The 25,066-nt window shown below is 70.7% G+C and carries 24 protein-coding genes; 12 read left to right on the forward strand and 12 right to left on the reverse strand.

What is annotated here, in order from left to right:
- Nucleotides 1-57: 57 nt before the first annotated feature.
- Genes NOSIN_RS18070 through NOSIN_RS18085 form a run of 4 tightly spaced genes read left to right on the forward strand, consistent with a single transcriptional unit; the run spans nt 58 to nt 2,543 of the window.
- A complete protein-coding gene (locus NOSIN_RS18070) occupies nt 58-591 on the forward strand; it encodes a hypothetical protein (protein WP_077691878.1) in 534 nt (177 codons plus the stop codon).
- Nucleotides 588-1,820 (forward strand): NRAMP family divalent metal transporter, encoded by a 1,233-nt coding sequence (locus tag NOSIN_RS18075; protein WP_077691879.1) that lies wholly within the window; start codon nt 588-590, stop codon nt 1,818-1,820. Before NOSIN_RS18070 ends, NOSIN_RS18075 begins: the two co-directional genes overlap by 4 nt.
- A gap of 1 nt (nt 1,821) precedes the next feature.
- Entirely contained in the window at nt 1,822-2,214 is a 393-nt protein-coding gene (locus tag NOSIN_RS18080) for a hypothetical protein (protein ID WP_077691880.1), read from the forward strand.
- Nucleotides 2,211-2,543: a PRC-barrel domain-containing protein gene (locus tag NOSIN_RS18085; RefSeq protein ID WP_077691881.1), complete on the forward strand. Its 333-nt coding sequence runs from the start codon at nt 2,211-2,213 to the stop codon at nt 2,541-2,543. The genes NOSIN_RS18080 and NOSIN_RS18085 overlap by 4 nt, the downstream gene beginning before the upstream one ends.
- A 372-nt stretch (nt 2,544-2,915) precedes the next feature.
- Here the strand turns inward: NOSIN_RS18085 and NOSIN_RS18090 are convergent, their stop codons facing one another.
- Genes NOSIN_RS18090 through NOSIN_RS18100 form a run of 3 tightly spaced genes read right to left on the reverse strand, consistent with a single transcriptional unit; the run spans nt 2,916 to nt 6,262 of the window.
- Complete coding sequence (locus NOSIN_RS18090; protein ID WP_077691882.1) at nt 2,916-3,662, reverse strand: succinate dehydrogenase/fumarate reductase iron-sulfur subunit; 747 nt, start codon at nt 3,660-3,662, stop codon at nt 2,916-2,918.
- On the reverse strand, nt 3,659-5,605 hold the full coding sequence (locus NOSIN_RS18095) for a fumarate reductase/succinate dehydrogenase flavoprotein subunit (RefSeq protein WP_077691883.1): 1,947 nt from the start codon (nt 5,603-5,605) through the stop codon (nt 3,659-3,661). The genes NOSIN_RS18090 and NOSIN_RS18095 overlap by 4 nt, the downstream gene beginning before the upstream one ends.
- Complete coding sequence (locus NOSIN_RS18100) at nt 5,606-6,262, reverse strand: succinate dehydrogenase cytochrome b subunit (RefSeq protein ID WP_077691884.1); 657 nt, start codon at nt 6,260-6,262, stop codon at nt 5,606-5,608.
- Between the two features lie 131 nt (nt 6,263-6,393).
- Between NOSIN_RS18100 and NOSIN_RS18105 the strand changes: the two genes are divergently transcribed.
- The 4 genes from NOSIN_RS18105 (at nt 6,394) to NOSIN_RS18120 (ending at nt 11,323) form a co-directional block, all read left to right on the forward strand.
- Nucleotides 6,394-7,338: a LysR family transcriptional regulator gene (locus NOSIN_RS18105; RefSeq protein WP_077691885.1), complete on the forward strand. Its 945-nt coding sequence runs from the start codon at nt 6,394-6,396 to the stop codon at nt 7,336-7,338.
- A 403-nt stretch (nt 7,339-7,741) separates the two neighbouring features.
- Nucleotides 7,742-8,554 carry a hypothetical protein gene (locus tag NOSIN_RS18110; protein ID WP_077691886.1) on the forward strand — a complete coding sequence of 271 codons (813 nt, stop codon included), beginning with the start codon at nt 7,742-7,744 and terminating at the stop codon, nt 8,552-8,554.
- A 25-nt stretch (nt 8,555-8,579) separates the two neighbouring features.
- Nucleotides 8,580-10,535 carry a fumarate reductase/succinate dehydrogenase flavoprotein subunit gene (locus tag NOSIN_RS18115; protein WP_077691887.1) on the forward strand — a complete coding sequence of 652 codons (1,956 nt, stop codon included), beginning with the start codon at nt 8,580-8,582 and terminating at the stop codon, nt 10,533-10,535.
- A complete protein-coding gene (locus tag NOSIN_RS18120) occupies nt 10,532-11,323 on the forward strand; it encodes a succinate dehydrogenase/fumarate reductase iron-sulfur subunit (protein WP_077691888.1) in 792 nt (263 codons plus the stop codon). Before NOSIN_RS18115 ends, NOSIN_RS18120 begins: the two co-directional genes overlap by 4 nt.
- A gap of 170 nt (nt 11,324-11,493) precedes the next feature.
- Here NOSIN_RS18120 and NOSIN_RS18125 read toward each other — a convergent pair whose 3' ends face one another.
- Nucleotides 11,494-11,949 (reverse strand): MerR family transcriptional regulator, encoded by a 456-nt coding sequence (locus NOSIN_RS18125; RefSeq protein WP_077691889.1) that lies wholly within the window; start codon nt 11,947-11,949, stop codon nt 11,494-11,496.
- A 98-nt stretch (nt 11,950-12,047) separates the two neighbouring features.
- On the opposite strand from NOSIN_RS18125, the gene NOSIN_RS18130 reads away from it, so the two are divergent.
- Nucleotides 12,048-12,383 (forward strand): EthD domain-containing protein, encoded by a 336-nt coding sequence (locus tag NOSIN_RS18130; RefSeq protein ID WP_077691890.1) that lies wholly within the window; start codon nt 12,048-12,050, stop codon nt 12,381-12,383.
- A 10-nt stretch (nt 12,384-12,393) separates the two neighbouring features.
- On the opposite strand, the gene NOSIN_RS18135 is transcribed toward NOSIN_RS18130, so the two are convergent.
- From NOSIN_RS18135 to NOSIN_RS18170, 8 genes are all read right to left on the reverse strand, one after another.
- Entirely contained in the window at nt 12,394-12,873 is a 480-nt protein-coding gene (locus NOSIN_RS18135) for an ATP-binding protein (protein WP_077691891.1), read from the reverse strand.
- Nucleotides 12,870-13,445 carry a hypothetical protein gene (locus NOSIN_RS18140; RefSeq protein ID WP_077691892.1) on the reverse strand — a complete coding sequence of 192 codons (576 nt, stop codon included), beginning with the start codon at nt 13,443-13,445 and terminating at the stop codon, nt 12,870-12,872. Before NOSIN_RS18140 ends, NOSIN_RS18135 begins: the two co-directional genes overlap by 4 nt.
- Nucleotides 13,446-13,845: 400 nt before the next feature.
- Entirely contained in the window at nt 13,846-14,187 is a 342-nt protein-coding gene (locus NOSIN_RS18145; RefSeq protein WP_077691893.1) for a hypothetical protein, read from the reverse strand.
- A gap of 400 nt (nt 14,188-14,587) precedes the next feature.
- The gene (locus tag NOSIN_RS18150; RefSeq protein ID WP_227014665.1) at nt 14,588-15,100 is read right to left on the reverse strand and encodes a hypothetical protein; all 513 of its coding nucleotides are present in this window, start codon (nt 15,098-15,100) and stop codon (nt 14,588-14,590) included.
- Between the two features lie 226 nt (nt 15,101-15,326).
- Nucleotides 15,327-15,962 (reverse strand): MBL fold metallo-hydrolase, encoded by a 636-nt coding sequence (locus NOSIN_RS18155; protein WP_077691895.1) that lies wholly within the window; start codon nt 15,960-15,962, stop codon nt 15,327-15,329.
- A gap of 98 nt (nt 15,963-16,060) precedes the next feature.
- On the reverse strand, nt 16,061-17,047 hold the full coding sequence (locus NOSIN_RS18160; protein WP_077691896.1) for an adenylate/guanylate cyclase domain-containing protein: 987 nt from the start codon (nt 17,045-17,047) through the stop codon (nt 16,061-16,063).
- A gap of 181 nt (nt 17,048-17,228) precedes the next feature.
- Nucleotides 17,229-18,089 (reverse strand): biotin--[acetyl-CoA-carboxylase] ligase, encoded by an 861-nt coding sequence (locus NOSIN_RS18165; protein ID WP_077691897.1) that lies wholly within the window; start codon nt 18,087-18,089, stop codon nt 17,229-17,231.
- 349 nt (nt 18,090-18,438) lie between these two features.
- Complete coding sequence (locus tag NOSIN_RS18170) at nt 18,439-21,000, reverse strand: phosphoenolpyruvate carboxylase (protein WP_077691898.1); 2,562 nt, start codon at nt 20,998-21,000, stop codon at nt 18,439-18,441.
- Nucleotides 21,001-21,337: 337 nt separating this feature from the next.
- Here NOSIN_RS18170 and NOSIN_RS18175 point away from each other — a divergent pair, with 337 nt between their 5' ends.
- From NOSIN_RS18175 to NOSIN_RS18185, 3 genes are all read left to right on the forward strand, one after another.
- A complete protein-coding gene (locus tag NOSIN_RS18175; protein ID WP_077691899.1) occupies nt 21,338-22,948 on the forward strand; it encodes an acyl-CoA carboxylase subunit beta in 1,611 nt (536 codons plus the stop codon).
- Nucleotides 22,945-23,166: an acyl-CoA carboxylase subunit epsilon gene (locus NOSIN_RS18180; protein ID WP_077691900.1), complete on the forward strand. Its 222-nt coding sequence runs from the start codon at nt 22,945-22,947 to the stop codon at nt 23,164-23,166. The genes NOSIN_RS18175 and NOSIN_RS18180 overlap by 4 nt, the downstream gene beginning before the upstream one ends.
- Before the next feature lie 84 nt (nt 23,167-23,250).
- On the forward strand, nt 23,251-25,014 hold the full coding sequence (locus NOSIN_RS18185; RefSeq protein ID WP_077691901.1) for an acetyl/propionyl/methylcrotonyl-CoA carboxylase subunit alpha: 1,764 nt from the start codon (nt 23,251-23,253) through the stop codon (nt 25,012-25,014).
- Nucleotides 25,015-25,066: the final 52 nt, after the last annotated feature.

Below are 25,066 nucleotides of genomic sequence, written 5' to 3' on the forward strand. Positions count from 1 at the left end.
GGGACACGCCCCATATGGACGGGGCCACGGATCCTCCCGTGGCTAGGATCCTGAGCCATGAACGCCAGCGATCCACCACGGCCGGAACGGTCCCGGGGAGCACGGGGCCCTCGACCGGCACGGGGTGAGCGCACGGTCCTGGCGGGTGCCCGCACCGCCCTGGCCGGGATTTTGGCCGCCCTCGTGCTGGCGGCCACCGCCTGCACCGCTCCGCCGCTGAACGCGGACGCCTACCTCCACGACGCGCGGCAGACCACCGTGGACCTGCTGTCGGCGGCCCGCACGGGAATACTGGTCGCGGAGCTGGCGGAGGACGACCGGGCGTTCCAGCCCTACCTCGAAGTCAGCGCCAAGGACGTGGAGGAGTCCGCCCGGTCCCTCACCGACACCTTCGGCGCCCTCCAGCCGCCCACGCCGGAACTCGACGGGCTGCGGGACGAGCTGACGGACCTGTCCGACGCCACCGTCCACGACCTGTCCGCCCTGCGCATCGCCCTGAGGCGGGGGAACGCCGACGGAGTGGTCGAGGCCTCCGAGAAGCTCCACGAGACCGCCTCCGCGCTGGTCGACCTCCGAAAGGAGCTCCGGTGAGGATCCTCCTGTCCGTCACCCTGGGCATCCTCACCGCCATCGGCGGGTTCCTGGACATCGGCGACCTGGTCGCCGCCGCCGTGATCGGCTCCCGCTTCGGGATGTCGCTGGCCTGGGTGCTCGTCGTCGGCGTCACCGGAATGGTGCTGTTCAGCGAGATGGCGGCGCGCGTCACGGCGATCAGCGGCCGGGCCGTCTTCGACCTGGTCCGCGAACGGCTCGGCGCCCGGGCGGGCCTGGCCAACCTGCTGGCGTCCTACATCATCACCCTGCTGACCATGTCGGCGCAGATCGGCGGTATCGCGCTCGCCCTCGAACTGGCCAGCAGCATCCACTACCTGCTGTGGGTCCCGGTGGCCGTGTTCCTGGTCTGGGTGGTCATATGGCGGATGCCGTTCGGGTGGATGGAGAAGACCTACGGACTGCTCGGCCTGGCCCTGGTCGTGTTCGGGGTCGCCCTGTGGCGGCTGGGTCCCGACTGGGGAGAGCTCATGTCCAGCGCCACGCGCTTCTCCCCTCCCCCGGACGAGGAGTGGTCGGTGTGGTCCTACTACGCGATCGCGCTGTTCGGCGCGACGATGACGCCCTACTCGGTCCTGTTCTTCTCCTCCAGCGGGGTGGAGGAGAAGTGGACGCCCCGCGACCTGGTCACGGCCCGGGTCAACGCCTTCGTCGGGTTCCCGCTGGGCGGCCTGCTCGCCCTGGCCATCATGGGCTGCGCGGCGACCTGGCTCATGCCCGCCGACATCGAGGTGGAGGACCTGGGCCAGGTCGCGCTCCCGGTGGTCGCGGCGCTGGGCAAGCTCGGGCTGGTCGTGGTCATCGTGGGCTTCTTCGCGGCCACCTTCGGCGCCGGCCTGGAGTCGGCGCTGGCCGCGGGCTACAGCGTGGCCCAGTACTTCGGCTGGCCGTGGGGCAAGACCGTGGTGTCGCCCGCCGGAGCGCCGTACTTCCATGTGGTCATCCTGTTGAGCCTGATGGCGGGCACCCTCTTCATCCTCACCGGGATCGACCCGATCAAGGTGGTCGAGTACAGCATCGTGCTGTCCGCCGTGGCGCTGCCGCTCACCTACCTGCCGATCTTCGTGGTCGCCAACGACCGCGGCTACATGGGCGACCGGGTGAACTCGCGCTTCACGAACATCGTGGGGTCGTTCTATCTGGTCCTGCTGCTCATGGTGTCGATCGTCGCCATCCCCCTCATGCTCTACACGAAAGCGGGGCAGTGAGATGCCGAAGGACCCGGCCCGCGGATCCGTGTTCCGGATCGGCTTCGCCGTGCTGGACCGCCAGATCGTCGCCGACGACGGGGAGCACGTGGGCAAGACCGACGACGTCGAGTTCTCCTGGAACGAGGGGGAGGCTCCGGCCATGACGGCGCTGCTCACCGACACCGCCGCCCTGGGCCCGAGGATCACGGGACGTCTGGGGAGGATGTGGCGCGCGGTGCTGGCCAGGCTGCGGCCCTTCGACCACGACGAACCCGTCCGGATCCCGATCGGCGACGTCGAGGCCTTCTCCCCCACGACCCGCCTGTCCACGCCCGCCCCCGAGGGGAGCCGGGCCGCGGAGAAGTGGCTGGGCGACAACGTCGTCGGCCGGATCCCGGGAGCGCGACGGTGAGTACCTTCCAGGCCAGCGACCTGCTCGGGCGTGCGGTCGTGGACGGTTCCGGGCGAAGGGTCGGGACCGTCCAGGACGTGGTCGTGCGCCGCGACGGGGACGCCTACACCGTTCTCGGCCTGGTCCTGGGCCGCTCCGCGCTCGCGGGCCGCTTCGGCTACGGAGGACCGCTGGAGCCGCCCACCCCGTGGAAGAGGGTGCTGGGATGGATGCGCCGCCACGAGCGCTACGTGGACTGGGGGGACGTCGAACGCCTGGACGGGGAGGCCGTCGTGATCGGCGTCGAGCACGAGTCCCTGCCCCGCCGCTGGCACGACCACGAGGACTAGGGCATGTATGGCGGATACTCACCCTGCTGCGCGACGCCCCGGCGGCACCCTCGCCGCGTTCTCATCGGTCGACAGCCGAACCAGGAGGGCCTCGCCGTGCGACACCGCCGAGCTCGCGAGGCAGGCACAGTAGGGGCACTCCTTCCTCGGCCTTGCGAGGCCACCACCGGATACGCCCGCCCGTCTCCCTCCCACCGCCCTCAACGGTCGCACTTCGCGCGCAGCACCCTCCAAACCACGGGCGGCACCCACCACACACGCCCTAGGGGGTCGGAACCGTTCCGGCGGCCGGCGGAGTGACCGGGCCCGGAGAACGGCACGGGGCCGCACCCCCGAGGGGGTACGGCCCCGTGCGGCGCGAAGGAACCCGGACTAGCCGACGCCCTTGCTGAGCGAGCCCAGCAGGTCGCGGTTGAGCTGGGAGATCGTGTCCAGCGGGATGCCCTTCGGGCAGACCGCGGCGCACTCACCGATGTTGGTGCAGCCGCCGAAGTCCTCCTCGTCCTGCTGGTTGATCATCTTCACCACGCGCGAGGCCCGCTCGGGCTGTCCCTGCGGGAGCATGCCCAGGTGGGTGACCTTCGCGGCGGTGAACAGCATGCTGGAGGCGTTCGGGCAGGCCGCCACGCACGCGCCGCAGCTGATGCAGGTCGCGGCGTCGAACGCGCGCTCCGCGTCCGGCTTCGGGATCGGGTTGGCGTGGGCGTCCGGCGCGGTACCCGTCGGGGCGCTGATGTAGCCGCCCGCCTGGATGATGCGGTCGAACGCGCCGCGGTCCACCACCAGGTCCTTGATGACCGGGAACGCCTTGGCCCGCCACGGCTCCACCGTGATGGTGTCGCCGTCCTTGAAGCTGCGCATGTGCAGCTGGCAGGTCGTGGTGCGCTCGGGACCGTGCGCCTCACCGTCGATCACGACACCGCAGGCACCGCAGATGCCCTCACGGCAGTCGTGGTCGAACGCGACCGGCTCCTCGTTCTCCAGTGTGAGCTTCTCGTTGAGGACGTCGAGCATCTCCAGGAACGACATGTCCGGGGAGACGTCGGTGAGCTTGTAGGTGGCCAGCCTGCCCTCGTCGTCCTGGCCCTTCTGACGCCATACGCGCAGGGTGATGTTCACTTGTAGCTCCGCTGCTTCATCTCGACGTACTCGTACTCCAGGGCTTCCTTGCGGAGCACGGGCTTGCTGTCCTCGCCGCCGAACTCCCAGGCCGCGACGTAGGCGAACTCGTCGTCGTGGCGCAGCGCCTCGCCGTCCTCGGTCTGGCTCTCAGCGCGGAAGTGGCCGCCGCAGGACTCGCGGCGGTGCAGGGCGTCGATGCACATGAGCTCGCCCAGCTCCAGGAAGTCGGCCACGCGGTTGGCCTTCTCCAGGGCCTGGTTGAGCTCCTCGTTGGTACCGAGCACCTTGACGTCGCGCCAGAACTCGGCGCGCAGGCCGCGGATGAGCTCGATGGCCTTGCTCAGGCCCTCCTCGCTGCGCTCCATGCCGCAGTACTCCCACATGATCTGGCCGAGCTCCTTGTGGAAGGAGTCGACGGTGCGGGAGCCCTGGATGGAGAGCAGCTTGTCGATGCGGGAGGTGACCTGCTCCTTGGCGGCGACGGCCTCCGGGTGCGACTCGTCCACCGCGTCGAACGGGCCGCTGGCCAGGTAGTCGTTGATGGTGTTCGGCAGGACGAAGTAGCCGTCCGCCAGACCCTGCATCAGCGCGCTGGCGCCCAGGCGGTTGGCGCCGTGGTCGGAGAAGTTGGCCTCACCGGTCACGAACAGGCCCGGGATGGAGCTCTGCAGGTCGTAGTCGACCCACAGCCCGCCCATGGTGTAGTGCACGGCCGGGTAGATACGCATCGGAACCTCGTAGGGGTTCTCGCCGGTGATGCGCTGGTACATGTCGAACAGGTTGCCGTACTTGGCCTCGACGGCCTCCTGTCCCATGCGCCCGATGGCGTCGGCGAAGTCCAGGTACACGCCCAGGCCGCTGGGGCCGACGCCGCGGCCCTCGTCGCAGACGTTCTTGGCGGCGCGGGAGGCGATGTCGCGCGGCACCAGGTTGCCGAAGGCCGGGTAGATGCGCTCCAGGTAGTAGTCGCGCTCCTCCTCGGGGATCTGGCGCGGGTCGCGGGTGTCCCCGTGCTTCTTCGGAACCCAGATGCGGCCGTCGTTGCGCAGCGACTCGCTCATCAGGGTCAGCTTGGACTGGTAGTCGCCGCTGACCGGGATGCAGGTCGGGTGGATCTGCGTGTAGCAGGGGTTGGCGAAGAGCGCCCCCTTGCGGTGCGCGCGCCAGGTCGCGGTGACGTTCGAGCCCATCGCGTTGGTCGACAGGTAGAACACGTTGCCGTAGCCGCCGGTGGCCAGCACCACGGCGTCGGCGAAGTGCGTCTCGATCTCTCCGGTGACCATGTCGCGGACGATGACGCCGCGCGCCCGGCCGTCCACGACGATGACTTCGAGCATCTCGTGGCGGGTGTTCATCTTGACCGTGCCCGCCGCGACCTGGCGCTCCAGGGCCTGGTAGGCGCCGATCAGCAGCTGCTGGCCCGTCTGGCCGCGCGCGTAGAAGGTACGGGAGACCTGCACACCGCCGAAGGAGCGGTTGTCGAGCAGGCCGCCGTACTCGCGGGCGAAGGGCACGCCCTGGGCGACGCACTGGTCGATGATCTCGACACTGGTCTGGGCCAGGCGGTAGACGTTCGACTCGCGGGAGCGGAAGTCACCGCCCTTGACGGTGTCGTAGAACAGCCGGTAGATGCTGTCGCCGTCGTTGCGGTAGTTCTTGGCCGCGTTGATGCCGCCCTGCGCCGCGATGGAGTGCGCGCGGCGCGGGCTGTCCTGGTAGCAGAACGAGGTGACGTTGTAGCCCGCCTCGCCCAGGGTCGCGGCCGCGGACGCACCGGCCAGGCCGGTGCCGACCATGATCACCGAGAGCTTGCGCCGGTTCGCCGGGTTGACCAGCTTGGCCGAGAAACGGCGCTTGTCCCAGCGCTCGTTGATCGGCCCCTCCGGGGCCTTCTCGTCCAGGATCGGGGCGCCCTCGATGTAGAACTCGTTCTCAGACAATTAACTCACCAGTCCAAAGGTGACCGCCAGGGGCGGGAGCAGGAAGCCGACGGTCACGACCAGCGAGATGCCCACCGCGATGGCGTTGAGCTTGCCCTGTCGCCGTGCCGTGTTGACGCCGAGCGTCGCCAGGGCGCTCCAGATGCCGTGCCGCAGGTGCAGGCCCACCGCGATCACGGACAGGACGTAGAACAGGGTCACGTACCAGAACTCGGGCTGGAACCCGTTCACGAGCCGCTCGTAGGGGCTGTCGGACCGACCGCCGGGTGCGATGTCGTTCGTGGTCAGGTGCAGGATGTGGAAGACCACGAAGAGCGCGATGAGCACGCCGCCGTAGCGCATGGTGTAGGAGGCGTAGCTGCGGGCCACCCTCTTCTTCACCTGGTAGCGCTGGGCGGCCGGACGCGCCTTGCGGGCACGGGCCCACAGCGACACCGCCGCGTAGATGTGGATCAGGACGCTCGCCAGCAGGACGAATCGGAAGATCCACAGGAATCCGCTCTCGGGCAGCATGGGGTACCCCAGCTCGCGGAGGCTGTGGGCATAGCCGTCGAAGGCCTCCTGACCCGAGAAGATCTTGAGGTTGCCGTACATGTGCGCGATCAAATACAGCACAAGGATCGCCCCGGTGATCGCCATCGCTGCCTTGAGCGCCACCGTGGACCCGTAGGCCGTAGACCGCTTCTTGGTCAAGGTACTGTTCGCCACAGCCTGTCACTTTAAATTCGGGTTAAGTCCGACGTCCAAGTCATCACGACGCTAGCGTCGATAGCCATAGGCTATGGACCATGCAGTTCCAGCAGTTGGCCTACTTCGTCGCAGTCGCCCGCACACGCCATTTCACCCGCGCAGCAGAGCTTTCCCGCGTCGCCCAGCCGAGCTTGAGCAAACAGATCCGCAGCCTTGAGCAGGAGTTGGGTGCGCCGTTATTCAGTCGTGCCAGGGGAAACATCACACTCACACCGGCGGGCGAGGCGCTGCTTCCGCTGGCCCAGCGCATGCTCACCGACCTGGAGACGGCCCGCCGCGAGGTGGCGGAGCTGGCCGGGGTGCGCAGGGGCCGCGTGCGCCTCGGCGCGACCCCGTCGCTGTGCGCGGGCCTGCTGGCCGACGTGCTCTCCGACTTCCACACCGGCTTCCCGGGGATCGAGCTCCAGGTGGAGGAGAGCGGCTCGCGCGACCTGATCCGCGACCTGGGGCGGGGCGAGCTGGACCTGGCCCTGATCATCCTGCCGCTGCACAGCAGCGACCCGGACTTCTCCACCACCCCGATCCTGCGGGAGAACCTGGTGGTGGCCAGCCCGATGTCGGGGCCCTCGCCCAACGGGAGGGCGTCGATCCGCATCACCGAGCTCGAAGGGCGCCCGCTGGTGATGTTCCGGCGCGGCTACGACGTGCGCGAGGCGACACTGCGCGCGTGCCGGGCGTCGGGGTTCGAGCCGGAGCTGGCCGTGGAGGGCGGCGAGATGGACGCCGTGCTGCGGTTCGTGGAGGCGGGCCTGGGGCTGGCGGTGGTGCCGAGCATGGTGCTCAAGAACCGGCCGGGGCTGCGCGGGACACCGCTGGCCAGGCCGCGCCTGCTGCGGACGGTGGCGCTGGCCCGGCGCAAGGACGTGGAGCCCTCGCACTCGGCCGAGGCGTTTCGCCGCCACCTCCACGAGTACCTGCTGGAGATGTCGCCGCAGGACCTGGGGCCGGACCTGGAGGTACTGATCTCCGAGGCCGCGGGATAGTCCCGTTCCCGGTACGGGGAGAGCGGATCGCGCACGCCGGCGGCCCCACCGATCGGCCGGCGGACGCCCCGGGCCGAACAGAGCCGCACGGAGCCGCCCAAAGAGCGGACATATATACCACACGCCACTCGCGCCTCATACAGACCACAAGAGGCATAAGGGACTTTAGCCCCTATTTGGCTACAAAACTCCCAAGCAAACGAGTAGAAGTGGCGTAATTCACACTCCCTTCTCAGCCTCACCTCCCGCTCCGGCACGTGACCGTGATCACAACGGCCTAACGTTGCGTTGCAGACCGGTTCGCCACGGCTCCTCCGGGCAGCCGTAGGCGCAGACACGGCCACGGCTGACGGATGCGGCAGCGATCCGCGCGGCCGGGCCCTCCAGGAGGTGGGAGATCACGGTGGCTTCGACCGACAGCACTCAGACCGGGGGCGGCCGGGCGCACATCCCCCGGCGGACGCTGCGCACCGACCGCTGGTGGGTCGGCCCGCTCCTCACCACGCTGGGCCTGGCCACCTTCGTCGTCTACGCGACCCTGCGGGTGTTCCAGCAGGACCACTACTGGGTCCCGGAGTACCACTACCTGACGCCGTTCTACTCGCCGTGCGTCGCACAGCAGTGCGCGCCCGAGGCCGCCCTGTTCGGGCGGCTGCCCGTGGAGTTCCCGCCGCTCGTCCCCTACGCCCTGGTCAGCCTGCCGATCCTGCTGCTGTTCCGGCTGACCTGCTACTACTACCGCAAGGCCTACTACCGCTCGATCTGGCTGTCGCCCCCCGCGTGCGCCGTGCGCGAGCCCCACCGGGCCTACACCGGTGAGACCCGGCCGCTGATGCGGCTCCAGAACGGCCACCGCTACTTCTTCTACGCCGCCGCCCTCATCTCCCTCGTCAACACGTGGGACATGCTCATCGCCTTCTTCCACGGGACCGGCGGCGGCTTCGGCGTCGGGCTCGGCAACATCATCATGCTCGTCAACGTGGTCATGCTGTGGACCTACACGCTCAGCTGCCACTCGTGCCGCCACGTCTTCGGCGGGCGTCTGCGCAGCTTCGGCACCCACCCGGTCCGCTACTGGATGTGGAGCCGCATCTCCACGCTGAACAACCGGCACATGCTCTACGCCTGGCTCAGCCTCGCGACCCTGATGATCACGGACGCCTACATCGCCCTGATCGCCAGCGGCACCATCGAAGACCTGCGCATCCTCAACTGACCCAGGGGAAGGAAGGCACGACCACATGCCCCCCACAGCAGAGCCCGAGATCACCCGGTACACCTACGACGTCGTGGTGATCGGGGCGGGCGGAGCCGGGCTGCGCGCCGCGATCGCCGCCCGTGAACAGGGCAAGCGCACCGCGGTCATCTCCAAGTCGCTGTTCGGCAAGGCCCACACGGTGATGGCCGAGGGCGGCGCGGCCGCCGCCCTGGGCAACGCCAACGCCGAAGACGAGTGGCGCGTGCACTTTCGCGACACCATGCGCGGCGGCAAGTTCCTCAACGACCCGCGCATGGTCGAGCTGCACGCCCGGGAGGCGCCCGAGCGCATCCTGGAACTGGAGTACTGGGGCGCGCTGTTCGACCGGACGCCGGAGGGGAAGATCAGCCAGCGCAACTTCGGCGGCCACGAGTACCCGCGGCTGGCGCACGTGGGCGACCGCACCGGCCTGGAGATGATCCGCACCCTCCAGCAGCGGGTCGTCGCGCTCCAGCAGGCCGACGCCGCGGAGCTGGGCGACCCCGAGGCCCGTATCCGGGTGTTCGCCGAGACCGCGGTCACCCGGCTGATCACCGAGGACGGGGACGGGGAGGGCCCGGGGCGGATCGTCGGCGCGTTCGGCTACCGCCGGGTGGACGGCGGGTTCGTGGCCTTCGAGGCGCCCGCGGTCATCCTGGCCACCGGAGGCATCGGCAAGGCCTTCCGGACCACCTCCAACTCCTGGGAGTACACCGGCGACGGCCACGCGCTGGCGCTGCGGGCCGGGGCCTCCCTGATCAACATGGAGTTCGTCCAGTTCCACCCCACGGGGATGGTCTGGCCCCCGTCGGTGAAGGGCATCCTCGTCACCGAGTCGGTGCGCGGCGACGGTGGCGTGCTGCGCGACTCCGGGGGAAGGCGGTTCATGTTCGACTACGTGCCGGACGTCTTCCGCTCCCAGTACGCCGAGAGCGAGGAGGAGGCCGACGGCTGGTACGACGATCCGGCGAACCACCGCAGGCCGCCCGAGCTGCTGCCGCGCGACGAGGTCGCGCGGGCGATCAACACCGAGGTCAAGGAGGGGCGCGGCTCGCCGCACGGCGGCGTCTTCCTGGACGTGTCCTCGCGCCTGCCCGCCGAGGAGATCCGCAGGCGGCTGCCGTCCATGCACCACCAGTTCAAGGAACTGGCGGACGTGGACATCACCGCGGAGCCCATGGAGGTGGGCCCGACCTGCCACTACGTGATGGGCGGGGTGCGGGTGGACGCCGACACCGCCGCATCCGACGTGCCGGGGCTGTTCGCCGCCGGGGAGGTGGCGGGCGGCATGCACGGCTCCAACCGCCTGGGCGGCAACTCGCTGTCGGACCTGCTGGTGTTCGGGCGCAGGGCCGGTGTGGGCGCCACCGCCTACCTGGACGGGCCCGGCGACAGGGCGGTCCCGAGGCAGACCGTGGACCGCGTCGCGCGGGAGGAGGCCTCCCGCGCCCTGGAGTCCCTGGGGCGGAGCGACGGGGAGAACCCGTACACGCTGCACACCGAGTTGCAGGAGACGATGAACGACCTGGTCGGCATCATCCGGCGCGGCCCGGAGATGGAGCGGGCCCTGGAGCGCCTGGACGAGCTGGGAGAGCGCGCGCGCACGCTCAGCGCGCCCGGCGACCGGGTGTACAACCCGGGCTGGCACCTGGCGCTGGCCGTGCCCAACATGATCCTGGTCTCGCGCGCGGTCACCGCGGCCGCGCTGGAGCGGACCGAGTCGCGCGGCGGGCACACCAGGGACGACTTCCCCGACATGTCGCCGGAGTGGCGCAGGGTGAACCTGGCGGTGCGCGCGGACGCCTCCGACCGGGTGGCGCTGGCCCGGCGCCCGGTCGCCGACATCCCCGCCGAGCTGATCACCGTCTTCGGGCGCGAGGAGCTGGCCAAGTACCTGACCAAGGAGGAGCTGCCCGACGCCGGGGCGGCGGACGACGCGGCAGAGGAGGACCAGTCATGAGCGAGCGTGTGTTCAGAGTGTGGCGCGGTTCCGGCGAGGGAGAGCTCGCCGAGTACCGGGTGGAGGCCAACGAGGGCGAGGTGGTGCTCGACGTGCTGCACCGCCTCCAGGCCACGCAGACCCCCGACCTGGCGGTGCGGTGGAACTGCAAGGCGGGCAAGTGCGGCTCGTGCTCGGTGGAGATCAACGGCCGCCCGAAGCTGTCGTGCATGACGCGGATGAGCGTGTTCGACGAGGACGAGACGGTGACGGTGACGCCGATGCGCACCTTCCCCGTGATCCGTGACCTGGTGTGCGACGTGTCGTACAACTACCAGAAGGCGCGGGAGATCCCCTCCTTCACGCCCGACCCGGAGAAGTCGCCGGGCGACTTCCGGATGTGGCAGGAGGACGTGCAGCGCCAGCAGGAGTTCCGCAAGTGCATCGAGTGCTTCCTGTGCAACAACGTCTGCCACGTGATCCGCGACCACGAGGAGAACAAGGAGCACTTCTCGGGCCCGCGCTACCTCATGCGGGTGGCGGAGCTGGAGATGCACCCCGAGGACACCGCCGACCGCAGGCTCATCGCCCAGGACGAGTTCGGGCTGGGCTACTGCAACATCACCAAGTGCTGTACGGACGTGTGCCCGGAGAACATCCACATCACCGACAACGCGCTGATCCCGTTGAAGGAGCGGGTGGCCGACCGCAAGTACGACCCGCTGGTGTGGCTCGGGTCGAAGATCGGCGTGCGTCCGAAGGACACCCCTCCCGTGCCCAACGTCGGGAGCCACTCGGACCGGACCTGATCCGGTGGGCGGACGGCCGTCCGCCCACCGTTTCGCTTCCGGAGTCAGCCGGTGCCCCGAACGGCTCCCGAGTCCTTCGGTCCGTGTCCAAGGCCCCGCTCAGGGGCTGCCGCCGCCGGTCGGATGTCGGGAAGGACCGGTGGGACCCACCCGAGAACCGGTGTCCTGCCTCAGGTCACAGAGCACACACGAGCCCGGACAGGGTCCTCGCCCTCCACGGAACCACCCGTGACCATCCCGTATGGATCTGAATCGCGAGGACTCCGGGGCCCTGGCCGATGTGCGGCTGTGGCGTCGATGAGTTCGTCAAGCGCCGTCACGGCCGCCGACAGCTCCTTCACGGCGACACGCAACCGGCCGCGCTCGCGTTCCATCACCGCCTGTGCGCGCTGAGCCACCGCGCGCGAAGGGGAGCGCTCCATACACGGAATCAACTCGGCGATCGTCGCACTGGTGAGCTTGGCCGCGTAGAAGGTCTGGATCAGGCGGACGCGACGGACGTGATCCTCCTCGTAAAGGCGCTGGCCACTCGGCGACCGGCGAACCTCGATGAGCCCCTGTTGCTCGTAGTACCGCAACGACCGCCGACTGACACCCGCCCGTTCCGCGACCTCACCAATCCGCATCGGCTCTCCTCTTGCCCATGACACCGGTGTCACCGTTTAGCCTACCGGTGCGCCCACCGCGCCTTCGTTTCGAATACCTGTCACCTCTGAGGACCCTTATGATCAAGTTCGCCTTCCTCATCAACCGACTACCCGAAATGACGGTCGAGGACTTCCAGCGCTACCACCGCGACAGGCATGCGCCCCTGTTCACTTCCATCCCCGAAGCGGAAGAGTACGTGCGTAAGTACGCCGTCTCGCATCCGATCGCGGCCGATGGATATCCGGATCCGGCCTACGACGGATTGACCGAGATCTGGTTCGACTCGTGGGACGACCACGACTCCTTCTTCGCATCCGAGAACTACAGGACCGAAGTCAATCCCGATGAGTCGAAGTTCATCGATCTCTCGAACGTCGGCGTGATGGTCACCAACGAAACCGTCGTCAGGTAACACTCGTCCCTCACTCGCGCGCGGCCTCGGCGGGGACCGCGCCGGGGTCCAGGGCGAAGGAGGCCCACACGAGCGTGCCCAGGCCCGACCACGGCGGGAAGGCGTAGTGGTGCCAGCCGGTGGCGAGGTTCTCCACCAGGAGGAGGCCGCGCCGGCCCTCGGCCCGGTCCCACTCCGCTTCGGTGCGTTCGGTGGGGATGCGCGGGACCGCGCCGGGGGCTCGGTCGGGGCCGGTGCCGTGGTGGTTGTTCACGGTCAGGGTCAGTACGTGGTCGGTGCTCACGTTCAACTGGCGGGAGACCCCTCCGTTCTCGCGGCCGTACTTGCAGGCGTTGGCCTGGAGTTCGTACATGCAGAGTTGGACGGTGGCGACCAGGTCCGGGTCGAAGCCGGTCATGTCCTCGGCCAGGTCCCTGCGGGCGGTGGACAGGTCGGCCGGGCCGCCCCGGTAGCGGCGGGGTTCCCAGTACAGGAGGCGGAGGCTGCTCATGCCGGGACCCCCAGGCGCCGCTGCTCGATCCAGGCGCGGGTCAGGGAGGCCAGTTCGTCCCACTCGGCGTACCGGGCGGGGCTGGTGGGGCGCACGGCTCCGAAGCGGGGTGCGGGTTCGCCGAGCAGGTCACCGCCGGGGTCGTCCCTCCACTGCTGGAGCAGGGCGGCGGCGCGTTCCTGGACACGGTCGAACGCGCGCTGGACCTCGTCGGGCCCGGGTTCGGCGCTGCGGGGCGCGGGAACCGGAGGTGCGGGCACTCGGGTCGCGTGATGCGAAGGTGCGGGAACGGGGTTCGCGGAGGCCGGGTTCGCGGACGCGCGCAGAAGCTCGTGGGCGGCGTAGTAGGGCCTGACCAGGGCGACGGCTTCGGCCGGGACGGTCTCGCTGGGCGGAGCCAGGCGGGGAGCCGGAAGCTGAGCCGGGGCCGGAACGGGTGCGTGGCGGCGCACGCGCGTGGAGCGGCGGCGACGGCGGCCGGCCACGTTCGAGTGGCGCCCGCACGGGGAGGAGAAGAGCGCGATCAGCGGGCCGAGGGCACGGCTGAGAAGCGCAGCGCTAAACTGGAGCACGCTGGCAATCCTGTCTCTCAAGGGTGAACGTTGCTGGCCACGACCCCGGGCGGTTGCTACCGTCGCGGGGTCATCGTGTGGATTGAGTTGTGTGTTCGCAGCCAGATTAGAGCACAGCCGAACGGCCCAGGCGCGGCTTTCGCAGAAACAGCCGAAAAAAGTTCGCCGGCGACACTTCCTCGCAGCTCAGGGCGCATGCAAAAGGGGTCAGCCGTATTTACTGACCCCATCCAAAGTATTCCTCTTGTCCGGATTGATTGTTTTTGTGGCTCCCGGAAGGCTTCGGACTCCCAAGGGTGTTCCTCGGGGCCGATTCGGACTTCTGGCGCCGCCGGCGCGACCACGGGTCCTGAACACGACGAAGCGCCCCGCTCCAGGAGTCCCGGGAGCGGGGGCGCGGTCAGAGCGCGGAGCCGTCCAGCCGGAACGGCCCTCCGCCGTCACCGGGGCTCCAGCCCCGGGCCAGCGCGTCGCGGACGGCGGCGGCCACCCGCGCCGGGGTGACCGGCTCGGGATCCGGACCGGTCGGGGCGCAGAAGGGGCAGCAGTCAGCCTGCGGGCGGGCGTGGCCCAGAGTGACCACGAGCGGGTTGCCGGGGATCTCGGCCCCTTCGACGACGAAGGTCATCGGTCCGCCGCCGGGCCGCTGCCGCTGGGCCCGGGTGAGGCCCCGGCGGGTCCGCCAGCGGTAGGAGGTCCCGTCCACCGTGATCCGCCGGGTTCCCTTGCGTACCAGTGTCATCCGCTCCCACCTCTCGTCGCCGGAGGACCCAGGCTAGAGAGCCGGGCGCGCCGGGTGCCACCGGTTTTCCCGCGCGGACCGGCGGGCGCCGGGCCGGAGTCCCCGGGCCGCCCAGGCGCCGAGGCGTTCGCCGCCCACGACGAGGCCGCCGACACGGCACGCTGCTCCTGCTCCGGGGCGGAGCGAACGGGACGGCCTCCGGGCGATTCGGCGCGACAGTGACCCGCGGGGGACGACGTGTGCGGTCGGACGGCCCGCGTTGCGGTCTCCCCCTTGTGCGGGGCACCACCGAACGAGCGGAGAACGGTCAGGGGTGACCCGAGCGGCCCCGGTACTGCGGGGTGGAAGGCCCGTTCTCGGTGCCCGGATTCCGGACGGCCGCCGCCCTTCCGCCCAAGGCTCACCAGTCGATCGGGACAGGCCTCGTGTAGAAGTCGTCGTCGTGACGGCCTTCCTCGGGCGTGTACATGTAGAGCCGGATGCCCTCGTCGAAGGAGACGACCATGTAGCCCTGCCAGGTCCCAGGGGAATCCATGGTGACCCAGTAGCCCGCCGAGTTGGCGGTGCACTCCCCGAATCCGGTCGGGTCGCCGGCCTCCTGCTCTTCCAGTTCTTCGATGCCGTCGCAGATATCCCAGGTGCCGTCGAGCCGACCGTCCGTGACCTCCTGGCCCTCACCCGGCCCGAAGGTATCGCCCAAGGCCGTGTAGGTGTGGTCATCTCGAAACTCGATGGTCTGGCCCCGGCTGTTCTCCCACGTGCCTATCACGTCCTCCCGGAGGATCCTCCCTTCCGGAGTGGCGAAGAACTCATAGGGAATTCCGCAACCGAGGGGCACGACCGAGACCAGCGCGATGAGGACGACCAGACGGAAGCGCCGCAGCCGATGGCGCAAACGCATGTGAATCTCCATTTCGGCTCTTGGAGATATCGACCGCGAGCCTGAACGTGTTCTACACCTGGTGACGAACCTACCGCCGGTCTGAACGTGTTCGGTTTCGGGGTGGCCGACGGTTCCGGATGGAGCTTCCCAAGCGGGCCCGGCCGGCCGGGCCGGGCACCGCGGCGGTCACGGTCACGCGCCGACGGCCTCCCCGGAACCGCGACGGCGGGCCGTCGCCGTGTGTCCGCGGCTCTGGTCAGAACCCGCGCGCGGCCCAGTCGTCGAGGTGCTCGGCGGCCTCGGCGACGGTGGTGGGCTCACCGTGGCCGGGAAGGACGACCGTGTCGCCCGGCAGGCCCATGAGGTGTTCGCGGATCGAGGCGATGAGCGTCGGGAGGTCCGAGGGGTGCCGGCCGGTGGCGCCGGGGCCGTCGGCGGAGAGGGTGTCGCCGGTGAGGACCACCCCGAGCCCGGGCGCGTACAGGCACACCCCGCCGGGGGTGTGCCCCGGTGTGTGCAGGATGTCCAGCTCCACGTCGCCGACCGTCAGCGCCTCACCGTGCAGCAGCGGCGCGTCGGGTTCCTGGTACGGGTGCACGCGGTGCCACAGTCCGGCGTCGTCGGGGTGCAGCAGGATCGGGCAGTCGGCGAGGTCCGCCAGGTCGACGGCCGCGTTGACGTGGTCGCCGTGCCCGTGGGTGGCCACGATCGCCATCAGCTCGCGGTCGCCCAGGGCGCGGGCGATCGCCTCGTGGTCGTGCGCGGCGTCGACGACGATCGCGCTGTCCTCGTCCCCGACGATCCACACGTTGTTCTCGACACCGAACTCGCCGCCCTCCAGGCTGACGACACCCGAGGTACGCAGGCGCTGGACGGGGGAAGGAACGCTCACGGCTCACCACCTGGCCTGTCATGGGCTGGTCCGACGTCTTCGAGCCTATCCCGCCGGGCCTCGCCGCACACGTGCGCCGGACGCGGGGCTGGCGCGGCTCAGCCCCCGGGCTCGAAGTTGCGGCGCAGGGCGTAGGGCTGGATCAGCCCGAGTCCGTGCGCGTGACGGGCGCGCACCCTGACGACCTGTAGGCCCTCCTCGTCGGCGAGGCTCTCGGCGAGGGTGTCGTCGATCAGGACCGTGCCGGGACGGGCGAAGGAGGTCAGGCGGCTGGAGCGGTTGACGGTCGTGCCGAACACGTCGCCGTGCAGGGTCAGGACCGGGCCGGAGGCCAGGCCCACCCGGACGTCGGGCACCTCCACATGGGTCTTGACGCCCGAGGCCAGGCGCAGCGCGATGTCCGCGGCCTCGGCCGGGGAGTCGGCCACGTAGAGGACCTCGTCGCCCAGGGTCTTGACGACGCGGCCGCCCCCGGAGGCGACGATGTCGGCGGCGGTGGCCTCGAAGCCCTCGACCACCCCGGCCAGTTCGACCTCGTCCAGCTCGCGGCTCAGCGTGGTGAAGGAGACCAGGTCGGCGAACCCCACGATCAGCGGGTAGTAGTTGGGCACGCTGTCCTGGCCGTTGGACATCACCGCGAGGGTGCGGGCCGCGGAGGCGGAGAGCTGGCGGCGCCAGATGTGCAGCAGGAGCCTCTCGACGTCCGGCAGCAGCTCCTTGACCCGGCCCATCAGCGGACTGACGGAGTCCTCGCCCTCCCGGAAGATGAGCGTGCTCAGGATGCTGGTCTGCCAGTCGGCCAGGCGCGCCATGGTCTGGCCCATCGCGCGGGCGAAGCGGACCACGCCCTCCTCGTCCAGGACGCCCTCCTGGAGCAGGCTGTTGGCGATGCGCAGCGACTCGACGTCGCTCTCGGCGAAGATGACCGTCTCCTCGCCCTGACTGGGAAAGCCGAGGGCGCGCCAGATCCGTCCGGCCAGCTCGGCGTCTGCACCGGCGAGTTCGATCGCCTCTTCCCTCGTGTAGATCGCCTCACCGCCGAGCAGGGCGGACTCGATCGCTTTCGGGTCGGGACGCGACGACATACGTTCTCTTTCACGGGCCATCCCCGTCGGAACGGGGAACAGTCACTTCGTCACCGGCCGGCGGCACGGCACTGGGTTCCCCTCCAGCTTACGCCCGCGTCCGCTTCCCCGGAGGGCCGGGAGCCGTCGGAAGGCGGCCCGCGCCCGTGGCCCGGACGGTTCCCCGCCCCGTACGGGCCGGTCAGGAGCCGGGACGCACGTGCACGACGTCGCCCACACTCAGGGCCCGTTTCCCCTCGGGCCCCTCCACCAGGAGCCGGGCCTCGGAGTCGACACCGGTCGCGGTGCCCTCCAGGAACCGTTCGCCGGGCAGGTGCACCCGCACGCGGCGGCCGATGGTGGCGCACATGTCCTGGTAGACGGCGGCCAGGCCGCTGGCCTCGGCGTCTCCGCCGGCGGCGGTCCACACCGTGTACAGCTCCTCGAACCCGCCCAGGACGGCGGCGAGCAGGGCGTCCCGGTCCAGGTCGGCGAAGCCCTCACCGCGCAGGGAGACGGCGGTGTCCACGGGCAGCTCGGCCCGGTCCTGGGAGACGTTGATCCCGATCCCCACGACCACGTCCGCCGTGCCCGAGGAGAAGTCGATCTCGGACAGGATCCCGGCGAGCTTGCCGTCGGCCGGCCCCGGATCGGCCCGCAGCTCCGCTGGGATGATGACGTCGTTGGGCCACTTGAGGGCCGCCTTGACCCCCGGTACCCGGCGCACCGCGTCGACGGCGGCCACGCCCATGAGCGCGGACAGCCATCCCAGCCTCGCCGTGGGCACCCCGGGCCGGACCAGGAGGGAGAAGGTGAGGGCGGCGCGCGGCGGGGTGGAGAAGCCGCGCCCGAGGCGGCCCCGCCCGGAGGTCTGGTGCTCGGTGACCAGCACGCTTCCGTGGGGGGCGCCCCGGCGGGCACGTCCGGCCAGCTCGGTGTTGGTGGAACCGGCTTCGGGGAGCACCTCGATCCGGTGCCACATGCCGCCCGGGCGGACGAGGGCGGCGTCGAGCGCCGCGGTGTCGAGTGGAGGACGCGGGAAGGGGTCGGTCGTACTGGCCATACCTCCCATTACAGCAGCGCCGAAACCCCGTTCGGAAACCCGTGTGCGCGAGAAGCCCGCAGGCCGGGGTCAAACCAGCACATCGGTGATCGTACGTTGCCTGCTGGTGGACCGCTGGGACCCGGACACGGCGAAGGGCGAGTCCACCCCCTACTCCGGTCCGGCCACTCCGGTCCGGAGATCGGCAGGTACACCCGGATGGCGAAACCGCCGTTCGGCAAGGAGGTCCACCTCCCCGGGCCGTTCGACCCCACGCTCGACACCTCCGGCTTCCCGGCCTGACCGGCGGGGCACCGGACGCACGGCGCCCCGCACCCTTCCGGGTACGGGGCGCCTCGCGCGGACGGGGTCAGCCGGTGTTCTGCAGACCGGCGGCCACACCGTTGACCGAGAGCAGCAGCAGCCGCTCCAGGTGCTGCTGGTCCTGCTCGGACAGCGCGTCGGCCTCCTCGCCCCGCAGGGCTTCGAGGGCGCGCAGTTGCAGGTGGGACAGCGCGTCCACGTACGGGTTGCGCAGGTCGACCGCGCGGGAGAGCACCGCGCGGTTCTCCAGCAGACGGCTGTGCCCGGTCACCCTCAGCACCAGCTCCTGGGTGCGGTCGTACTCGGCGAGTACCCGCTCGGTCAGCTCCGGCCGTCCGCCCAGGGCCAGGTAGCGCTCGGCGATGGTGCGGTCGGTCTTGGCCAGGCTCATCTCGGCGTTGTCCAGCAGGGACGAGAACATGGGCCACTCGCGGTAGGCGTCCTGGAGCACGCCCGCGTCCTTCACCGCGGCCAGGCCCGTGCCGAGCCCGTACCAGCCGGGCAGGTTGACCCGGGTCTGGGTCCAGGCGAACACCCACGGGATCGCGCGCAGGTCGCCCAGTCCCCGGGCCGCTCCGCGCCGCGCGGGGCGCGAGCCCAGGCGCAGCTCGCCCAGCTCCTCCAGCGGGCTGACCCGGGAGAACCACACCGCGAAGTCCTCGGTGTTGATCAGCTCCAGGTAGGCCTCCTGGGCGGCGGCGGCGATGGTGTCGGCGTAGCTCCGGTACCTGCGCTCGGCGGAGCGCTCGCGCTCCTGGACGGCGTCGGTGGAGGCCATCAGCACCGCGTGGCCGACCTGCTCGATGTGGCGTCGGGCGATCGCGGGCTGCCCGTAGCGGGCGAAGATGACCTCGCCCTGCTCGGTGACCTTGAACCGGCCGCCGACCGAACCGGGCGCCTGGGCCAGGAGGGCGCGGCTGGCCGGTCCGCCGCCGCGGCCGAGCGAGCCGCCGCGGCCGTGGAACAGGGTCAGGCGCACGTCGTGGTCGCGCGCCCACGCGGCCAGGCGGGCCTGGGCGTCGTACAGGCGCAGGGTGGCGCTGACCGGGCCGACGTCCTTGGCCGAGTCGCTGTAGCCGAGCATGACCTCGACGCGGCGCCCGGTCTCCTCCAGCCGCTTCTGCACGGGGGGCAGCTTCAGCATGCCGTCGAGCACGTGGGGCGAGGCGTCCAGGTCGGCGCCGGTCTCGAACAGCGGGATGACGTCGAGGACGGGCACGCGCTCGGGCGGCAGCGCGTGGGAGGCCAGCTCGTACACGGCCGCGATGTCCTCGGCCGAGCGGGTGAAGCTGACGACGTAGCGGCGGCAGGCCTCCACACCGAAGCGCTCCTGGATCCAGGCGATGACCCGGATGGTGGCGAGGACCTCCTCGGTGCGCTCGGAGGGGGCCCTGCCCTCGCGCAGCTCGGCGAGCGCCGCGGCGTGCACCTCGCTGTGCTGGCGGATCTCCAGTTCGGCGAGGTGGAAGCCGAAGCTCTCCGCCTGCCAGACCAGGTGCTGCAACTCGCCGTAGGCCTGGCGGAGGGCGCCGGCGGCGACCAGGGACTCCTGCACGGTGCGCAGGTCGGCCAGGAAGGTGTCGGCGTCGGGGTAGGCCAGGTCGGCGTCGCGCTCGCGCGTGGCGCGCAGGCGCGCGGCGGCCAGCATCAGCATCTGGCGGTGCGGCTCGTTGGGCGAGCGCTTCTCGACCTCCGCCGTCAGCGCGGGATGGCCGGCCTTGGCCACGGAGATCGCGTCGAGCAGCGCGGGGCTGGCGGGGGTGAGGTTGGAGTAGGCGGTCAGGGTGCGGGCCACCTTGTCGCAGGCCGTCTCCAGGCCGCGCAGCACGTGCTCGGACTGGATGATCATGGCCTCGCGGGTCACGTCGTGGGTGACGTAGGGGTTGCCGTCGCGGTCGCCGCCGATCCAGCTTCCGTAGCGGACGAAGGGCTTGGCGCGGGGCGGGCGCGCACCGGTGCCCTCGGGGTCGATGGCCGTGTCCAGGCTCCGGTAGACCTGCGGGATGACGGAGAAGATCGTCTCGTCGAAGGCGGCCAGCGCGGTGCGCACCTCGTCGAGCGGGTCGAGCTTGGTGTAGCGCAGTTGGGAGGTGCGCCAGAGCAGGTCGACCTCCTCCAGCAGGCGTCGGTGCGCCTCGGCGGCGGCGCTGCTGCCCTCGTGGGAGGCGTGCCAGGCGTCCAGTTGGGCGCTGATGCGCAGGATGGAGGTGGAGACGGCACGGCGGCGGGCCTCCGTGGGGTGCGCGGTGAGCACGGGGTGGAACTCCATCCCCGCCACCAGCTCGTCGAGGCGCTCCTCACCGCCGTCGGACTCGCGGATGGCGCGCACGGCCGCCGCGAGGGACTCCCGGGGCGGGTTGGCGGCGTCGTCGCGCTCGCGCAGGGCCCGCATGCGCTGGTGTTCCTCGGCCAGGTTGGCCAGGTGGAAGTAGACGGTGAAGGCGCGGGCCACCTGCTTGGCCCTCTCCAACGGCCACGCGGCGACGATCCCGGTGATCTCCTCCCCCGTGACGGAGCCGTCGCGGGCGCCGATCACCGCGCGCCTGAGCTTCTCGACATCGGCGAGCAGGTCCTCGCCGCCGCTTTCGGCGAGGACCGTTCCGAGCATCTCGCCGAGCAGTTTGACGTCATTCCTGAGTTGTTCGGGAACTTCCTGCCGGGCACTGTCACGTTCTGCGCTTACCGCTGTCATGGCCCCGACCCTACAGAGATCGCACCCGCCTCCAGGTGCGCGGGGGCACTTTTCGGATGTTTTGCCCGGGCGTTAAGAATTGTTGCTCCGGAGAAAAGGATGCACATTAGCTCACGCCGTTTTCCCGGGGCGCGCCCCCTCGACCCGTGGGCGCGGCCGGCCCCGGGGCCGGCCGCGCCCGTGCCGACCTACTGGCGAGTAACACAGGGCTCGGTTCCCGGTCGCGGTCGGCACGCGGTTAACCTGCGTAGTTATGGCCACCGAAGCCCCTGAACCACTGTCCCCGGACGAGATCGACATCCACACGACCGCGGGCAAGCTCGCCGACCTGCGACGACGGCGCTACGAGGCCGTGCACGCCGGATCGGCCCGAGCCGTCGAGAAGCAGCACGCCAAAGGCAAGATGACCGCCCGCGAGCGGATCGACGCGCTGCTCGATCCCGGATCGTTCGTGGAGTTCGACGCCCTGGCCCGGCACCGCTCCACCAGCTTCGGGCTGGAGAGCAACCGCCCCTACGGCGACGGCGTCGTCACCGGCCACGGAACGGTCGACGGGCGCCCCGTCGCCGTGTTCAGCCAGGACGTCACCGTCTTCGGCGGATCGCTGGGCGAGGTCTACGGCGAGAAGATCGTCAAGGTCCTCGACCACGCCCTCACCAACGGGTGCCCCGTCGTGGGCATCAACGAGGGCGGCGGAGCGCGCATCCAGGAGGGTGTGGTCGCGCTGGGCCTGTACGCCGAGATCTTCAAGCGCAACACCCACGCCTCGGGCGTCATCCCGCAGATCTCCCTGATCATGGGTGCCGCCGCGGGCGGCCACGTCTACTCCCCCGCCCTCACCGACTTCGTCGTGATGGTCGACGAGACCTCGCAGATGTTCATCACCGGCCCCGACGTCATCAAGACCGTCACCGGCGAGGACGTCTCCATGGAGGAGCTGGGCGGTGCCCGCACCCACAACACCAGGTCGGGTGTGGCGCACTACATGGGCGCCGACGAGCAGGACGCGATCGAGTACGTGAAGACGCTGCTCTCCCACCTGCCCGACAACAACCTGGAGGACGCGCCGGTCCTGCCGCCCGAGGACGACCCGGGCGACGAGGCCACCGAGACCGACCTGGCCCTGGACACCTTCATCCCGGACTCGGCCAACCAGCCCTACGACATGAGGACGGTCATCGAGACCGTCCTGGACGACGGCGACTTCCTGGAGGTCCACTCCCAGTTCGCCACCAACATCGTGGTGGGCTACGGCCGCGTGGACGGCCGCTCCGTCGGTGTCGTGGCCAACCAGCCCATGAGCTTCGCGGGCTGCCTGGACATCGCCGCCTCCGAGAAGGCCGCGCGCTTCGTGCGCACCTGCGACGCCTTCAACGTCCCGGTGCTGACCTTCGTGGACGTGCCCGGTTTCCTGCCCGGCACCGACCAGGAGTGGGACGGCATCATCCGCCGCGGCGCCAAGCTGCTGTACGCCTACGCCGAGGCCACGGTTCCCCTGATCACCGTGATCACCCGCAAGGCCTTCGGCGGCGCCTACGACGTCATGGGCTCCAAGCACCTGGGCGCCGACGTCAACCTGGCCTGGCCCACCGCGCAGATCGCGGTCATGGGCGCCCAGGGCGCGGTGAACATCCTGCACCGGCGCACCCTGGCCGCGGCCGACGACGTCGAGGCCGAGCGCACCCGGCTCGTCGGCGAGTACGAGGACACCCTCCTCAACCCCTACTCCGCCGCCGAGCGGGGGTACGTGGACGGAGTCATCATGCCCTCCGAGACCCGCGTCCAGGTCGCCAAGGCACTCAGGGCGCTGCGCAACAAGCGCAAGCAGCTGCCGCCCAAGAAGCACGGGAACATTCCGCTGTGAGCGCGCCGAAGAACCCGTCGCACCTGGCCGTGGTGCGCGGCGAGCCGACCGCCGAGGAGATCGCGGTCCTCACCGCGGTGCTCAGCGCGCGTGCCGCCGCCCGCCGGGCCGCCGAGGAACCGGAGCCGGAGCGCCCGTCCGGGTGGCGGGACCGCTCGCGGGGGCTGCGCGCCCCGCTGCGGCCCGGACCCGGCGCCTGGCGGATGAGCACGCGATGACCCGGTGCCCTCCCCGTTCCCAGACTCCTCACGGCGCGGCCGGCGCGCTGTCCGCCCCACGCCACAGCAGAAGGATTGACCACCGTGCGTAAAGTACTGATCGCCAACCGCGGCGAGATCGCCGTGCGCATCGCCCGCGCCTGCCGCGACGCCGGCCTTTCCAGCGTCGCCGTCTACGCCGAGCCCGACCTGGACGCCCTGCACGTCAAGATCGCCGACGAGGCCCACGCCCTGGGCGGGACCACCCCGGCCGACTCCTACCTGGACATCGCCAAGCTCCTGGACGTGGCCCACCGCACGGGCGCCGACGCCGTCCACCCCGGGTACGGGTTCCTGGCCGAGAACGCCGACTTCGCCCAGGCCGTCATCGACGCCGGGCTCACCTGGATCGGCCCCCCGCCCGCGGCGATCACCGCCCTGGGCGACAAGGTCCAGGCCCGCCACATCGCGCAGAGGGTCGGCGCCCCGCTGGTCGCGGGCACCCCCGACCCGGTCGAGAGCGCCGAGGAGGTCGTGGCCTTCGCCGAGGAGCACGGCCTGCCCATCGCGATCAAGGCCGCCTTCGGCGGCGGCGGACGCGGGCTGAAGGTCGCCCACACCCTGGCCGAGGTCTCCGACGCCTACGAGTCCGCGGTGCGCGAGGCCGTCACCGCGTTCGGGCGCGGGGAGTGCTTCGTGGAGCGCTACCTGGACCGGCCGCGGCACGTGGAGACCCAGTGCCTGGCCGATGCCCACGGCAACGTCGTGGTGGTCTCCACCCGCGACTGCTCGTTGCAAAGGCGCCACCAGAAGCTCGTGGAGGAGGCCCCGGCCCCGTTCCTGTCCGACGACCAGATGGAGCGGCTGTACAGCTCCTCCAAGGCCATCCTGGCCGAGGCCGGGTACGTGGGCGCGGGCACGTGTGAGTTCCTGGTCGGGGTGGACGGCACCATCTCCTTCCTGGAGGTCAACACCCGCCTACAGGTCGAGCACCCGGTGAGCGAGGAGGTCACCGGCATCGACCTGGTGCGCGAGATGCTGCGCGTGGCCGACGGCGAGGAGCTGGGCTACACCGACCCCGAGGTGCGCGGGCACTCCTTCGAGTTCCGCATCAACGCCGAGGACGCCGGGCGGGGCTTCATGCCCGCCCCGGGCACCATCACCGAGCTGAGGCTGCCCACCGGTCCGGGCGTGCGCGTGGACACCGGCTGCGAGGCCGGGTTCACCGTCCCCCAGGCCTTCGACTCCATGGTCGCCAAGCTGATCGTGTCGGGCCGCACCCGCACCGAGGCCCTGCAGCGCTCCCGGCGGGCGCTGGCCGAGTTCGAGGTGGGCGGGATGCCCACGGTCATCCCCTTCCACCAGGCGGTCGTGTCGGACCCGGCGTTCGCTCCCGCCGACCCCGGCCAGGAGTTCGGGGTCCACACCCGGTGGATCGAGACCGAGTTCGACAACCGGATCGAGCCCTGGTCGGGCACCCCCGGCCAGGCCGGGGAGGCCGAGCGGGAGACGGTGACCGTGGAGGTGGGCGGCAAGCGCGTGGACGTGGTGCTGCCCGCGGGCCTGGGCGCCTCGGCCGCCGCACCGGCGGCGGGCGGCGGCAGGAGGAAGCGTGCCTCGCGCAAGGGCGGCGGGGCCGCCGCGGCCAGTGGTGACGCCCTGGTCTCACCGATGCAGGGGACCGTGGTCAAGCTGGTGGCCGAGGAGGGCGCGACGGTCGCCGAGGGCGACACGGTGGTCGTCATCGAGGCCATGAAGATGGAGCAGCCGCTGAGCGCGCACCGGGCGGGCACGGTCACCGGCCTGAAGGTCGCCGTGGGCGAGACCGTGGGCAACGGCGCGGTGGTCTGCGAGATCAAGGACGCCTAGCGCCCGCGCCGCGCAGGCGAGGGGGAGGTACCGGCGACCGGTGCCTCCCCCT

It is taken from the genome of Nocardiopsis sinuspersici (genome assembly GCF_001998325.1).
GTDB classification, from domain to species: Bacteria; Actinomycetota; Actinomycetes; order Streptosporangiales; family Streptosporangiaceae; genus Nocardiopsis; species Nocardiopsis sinuspersici.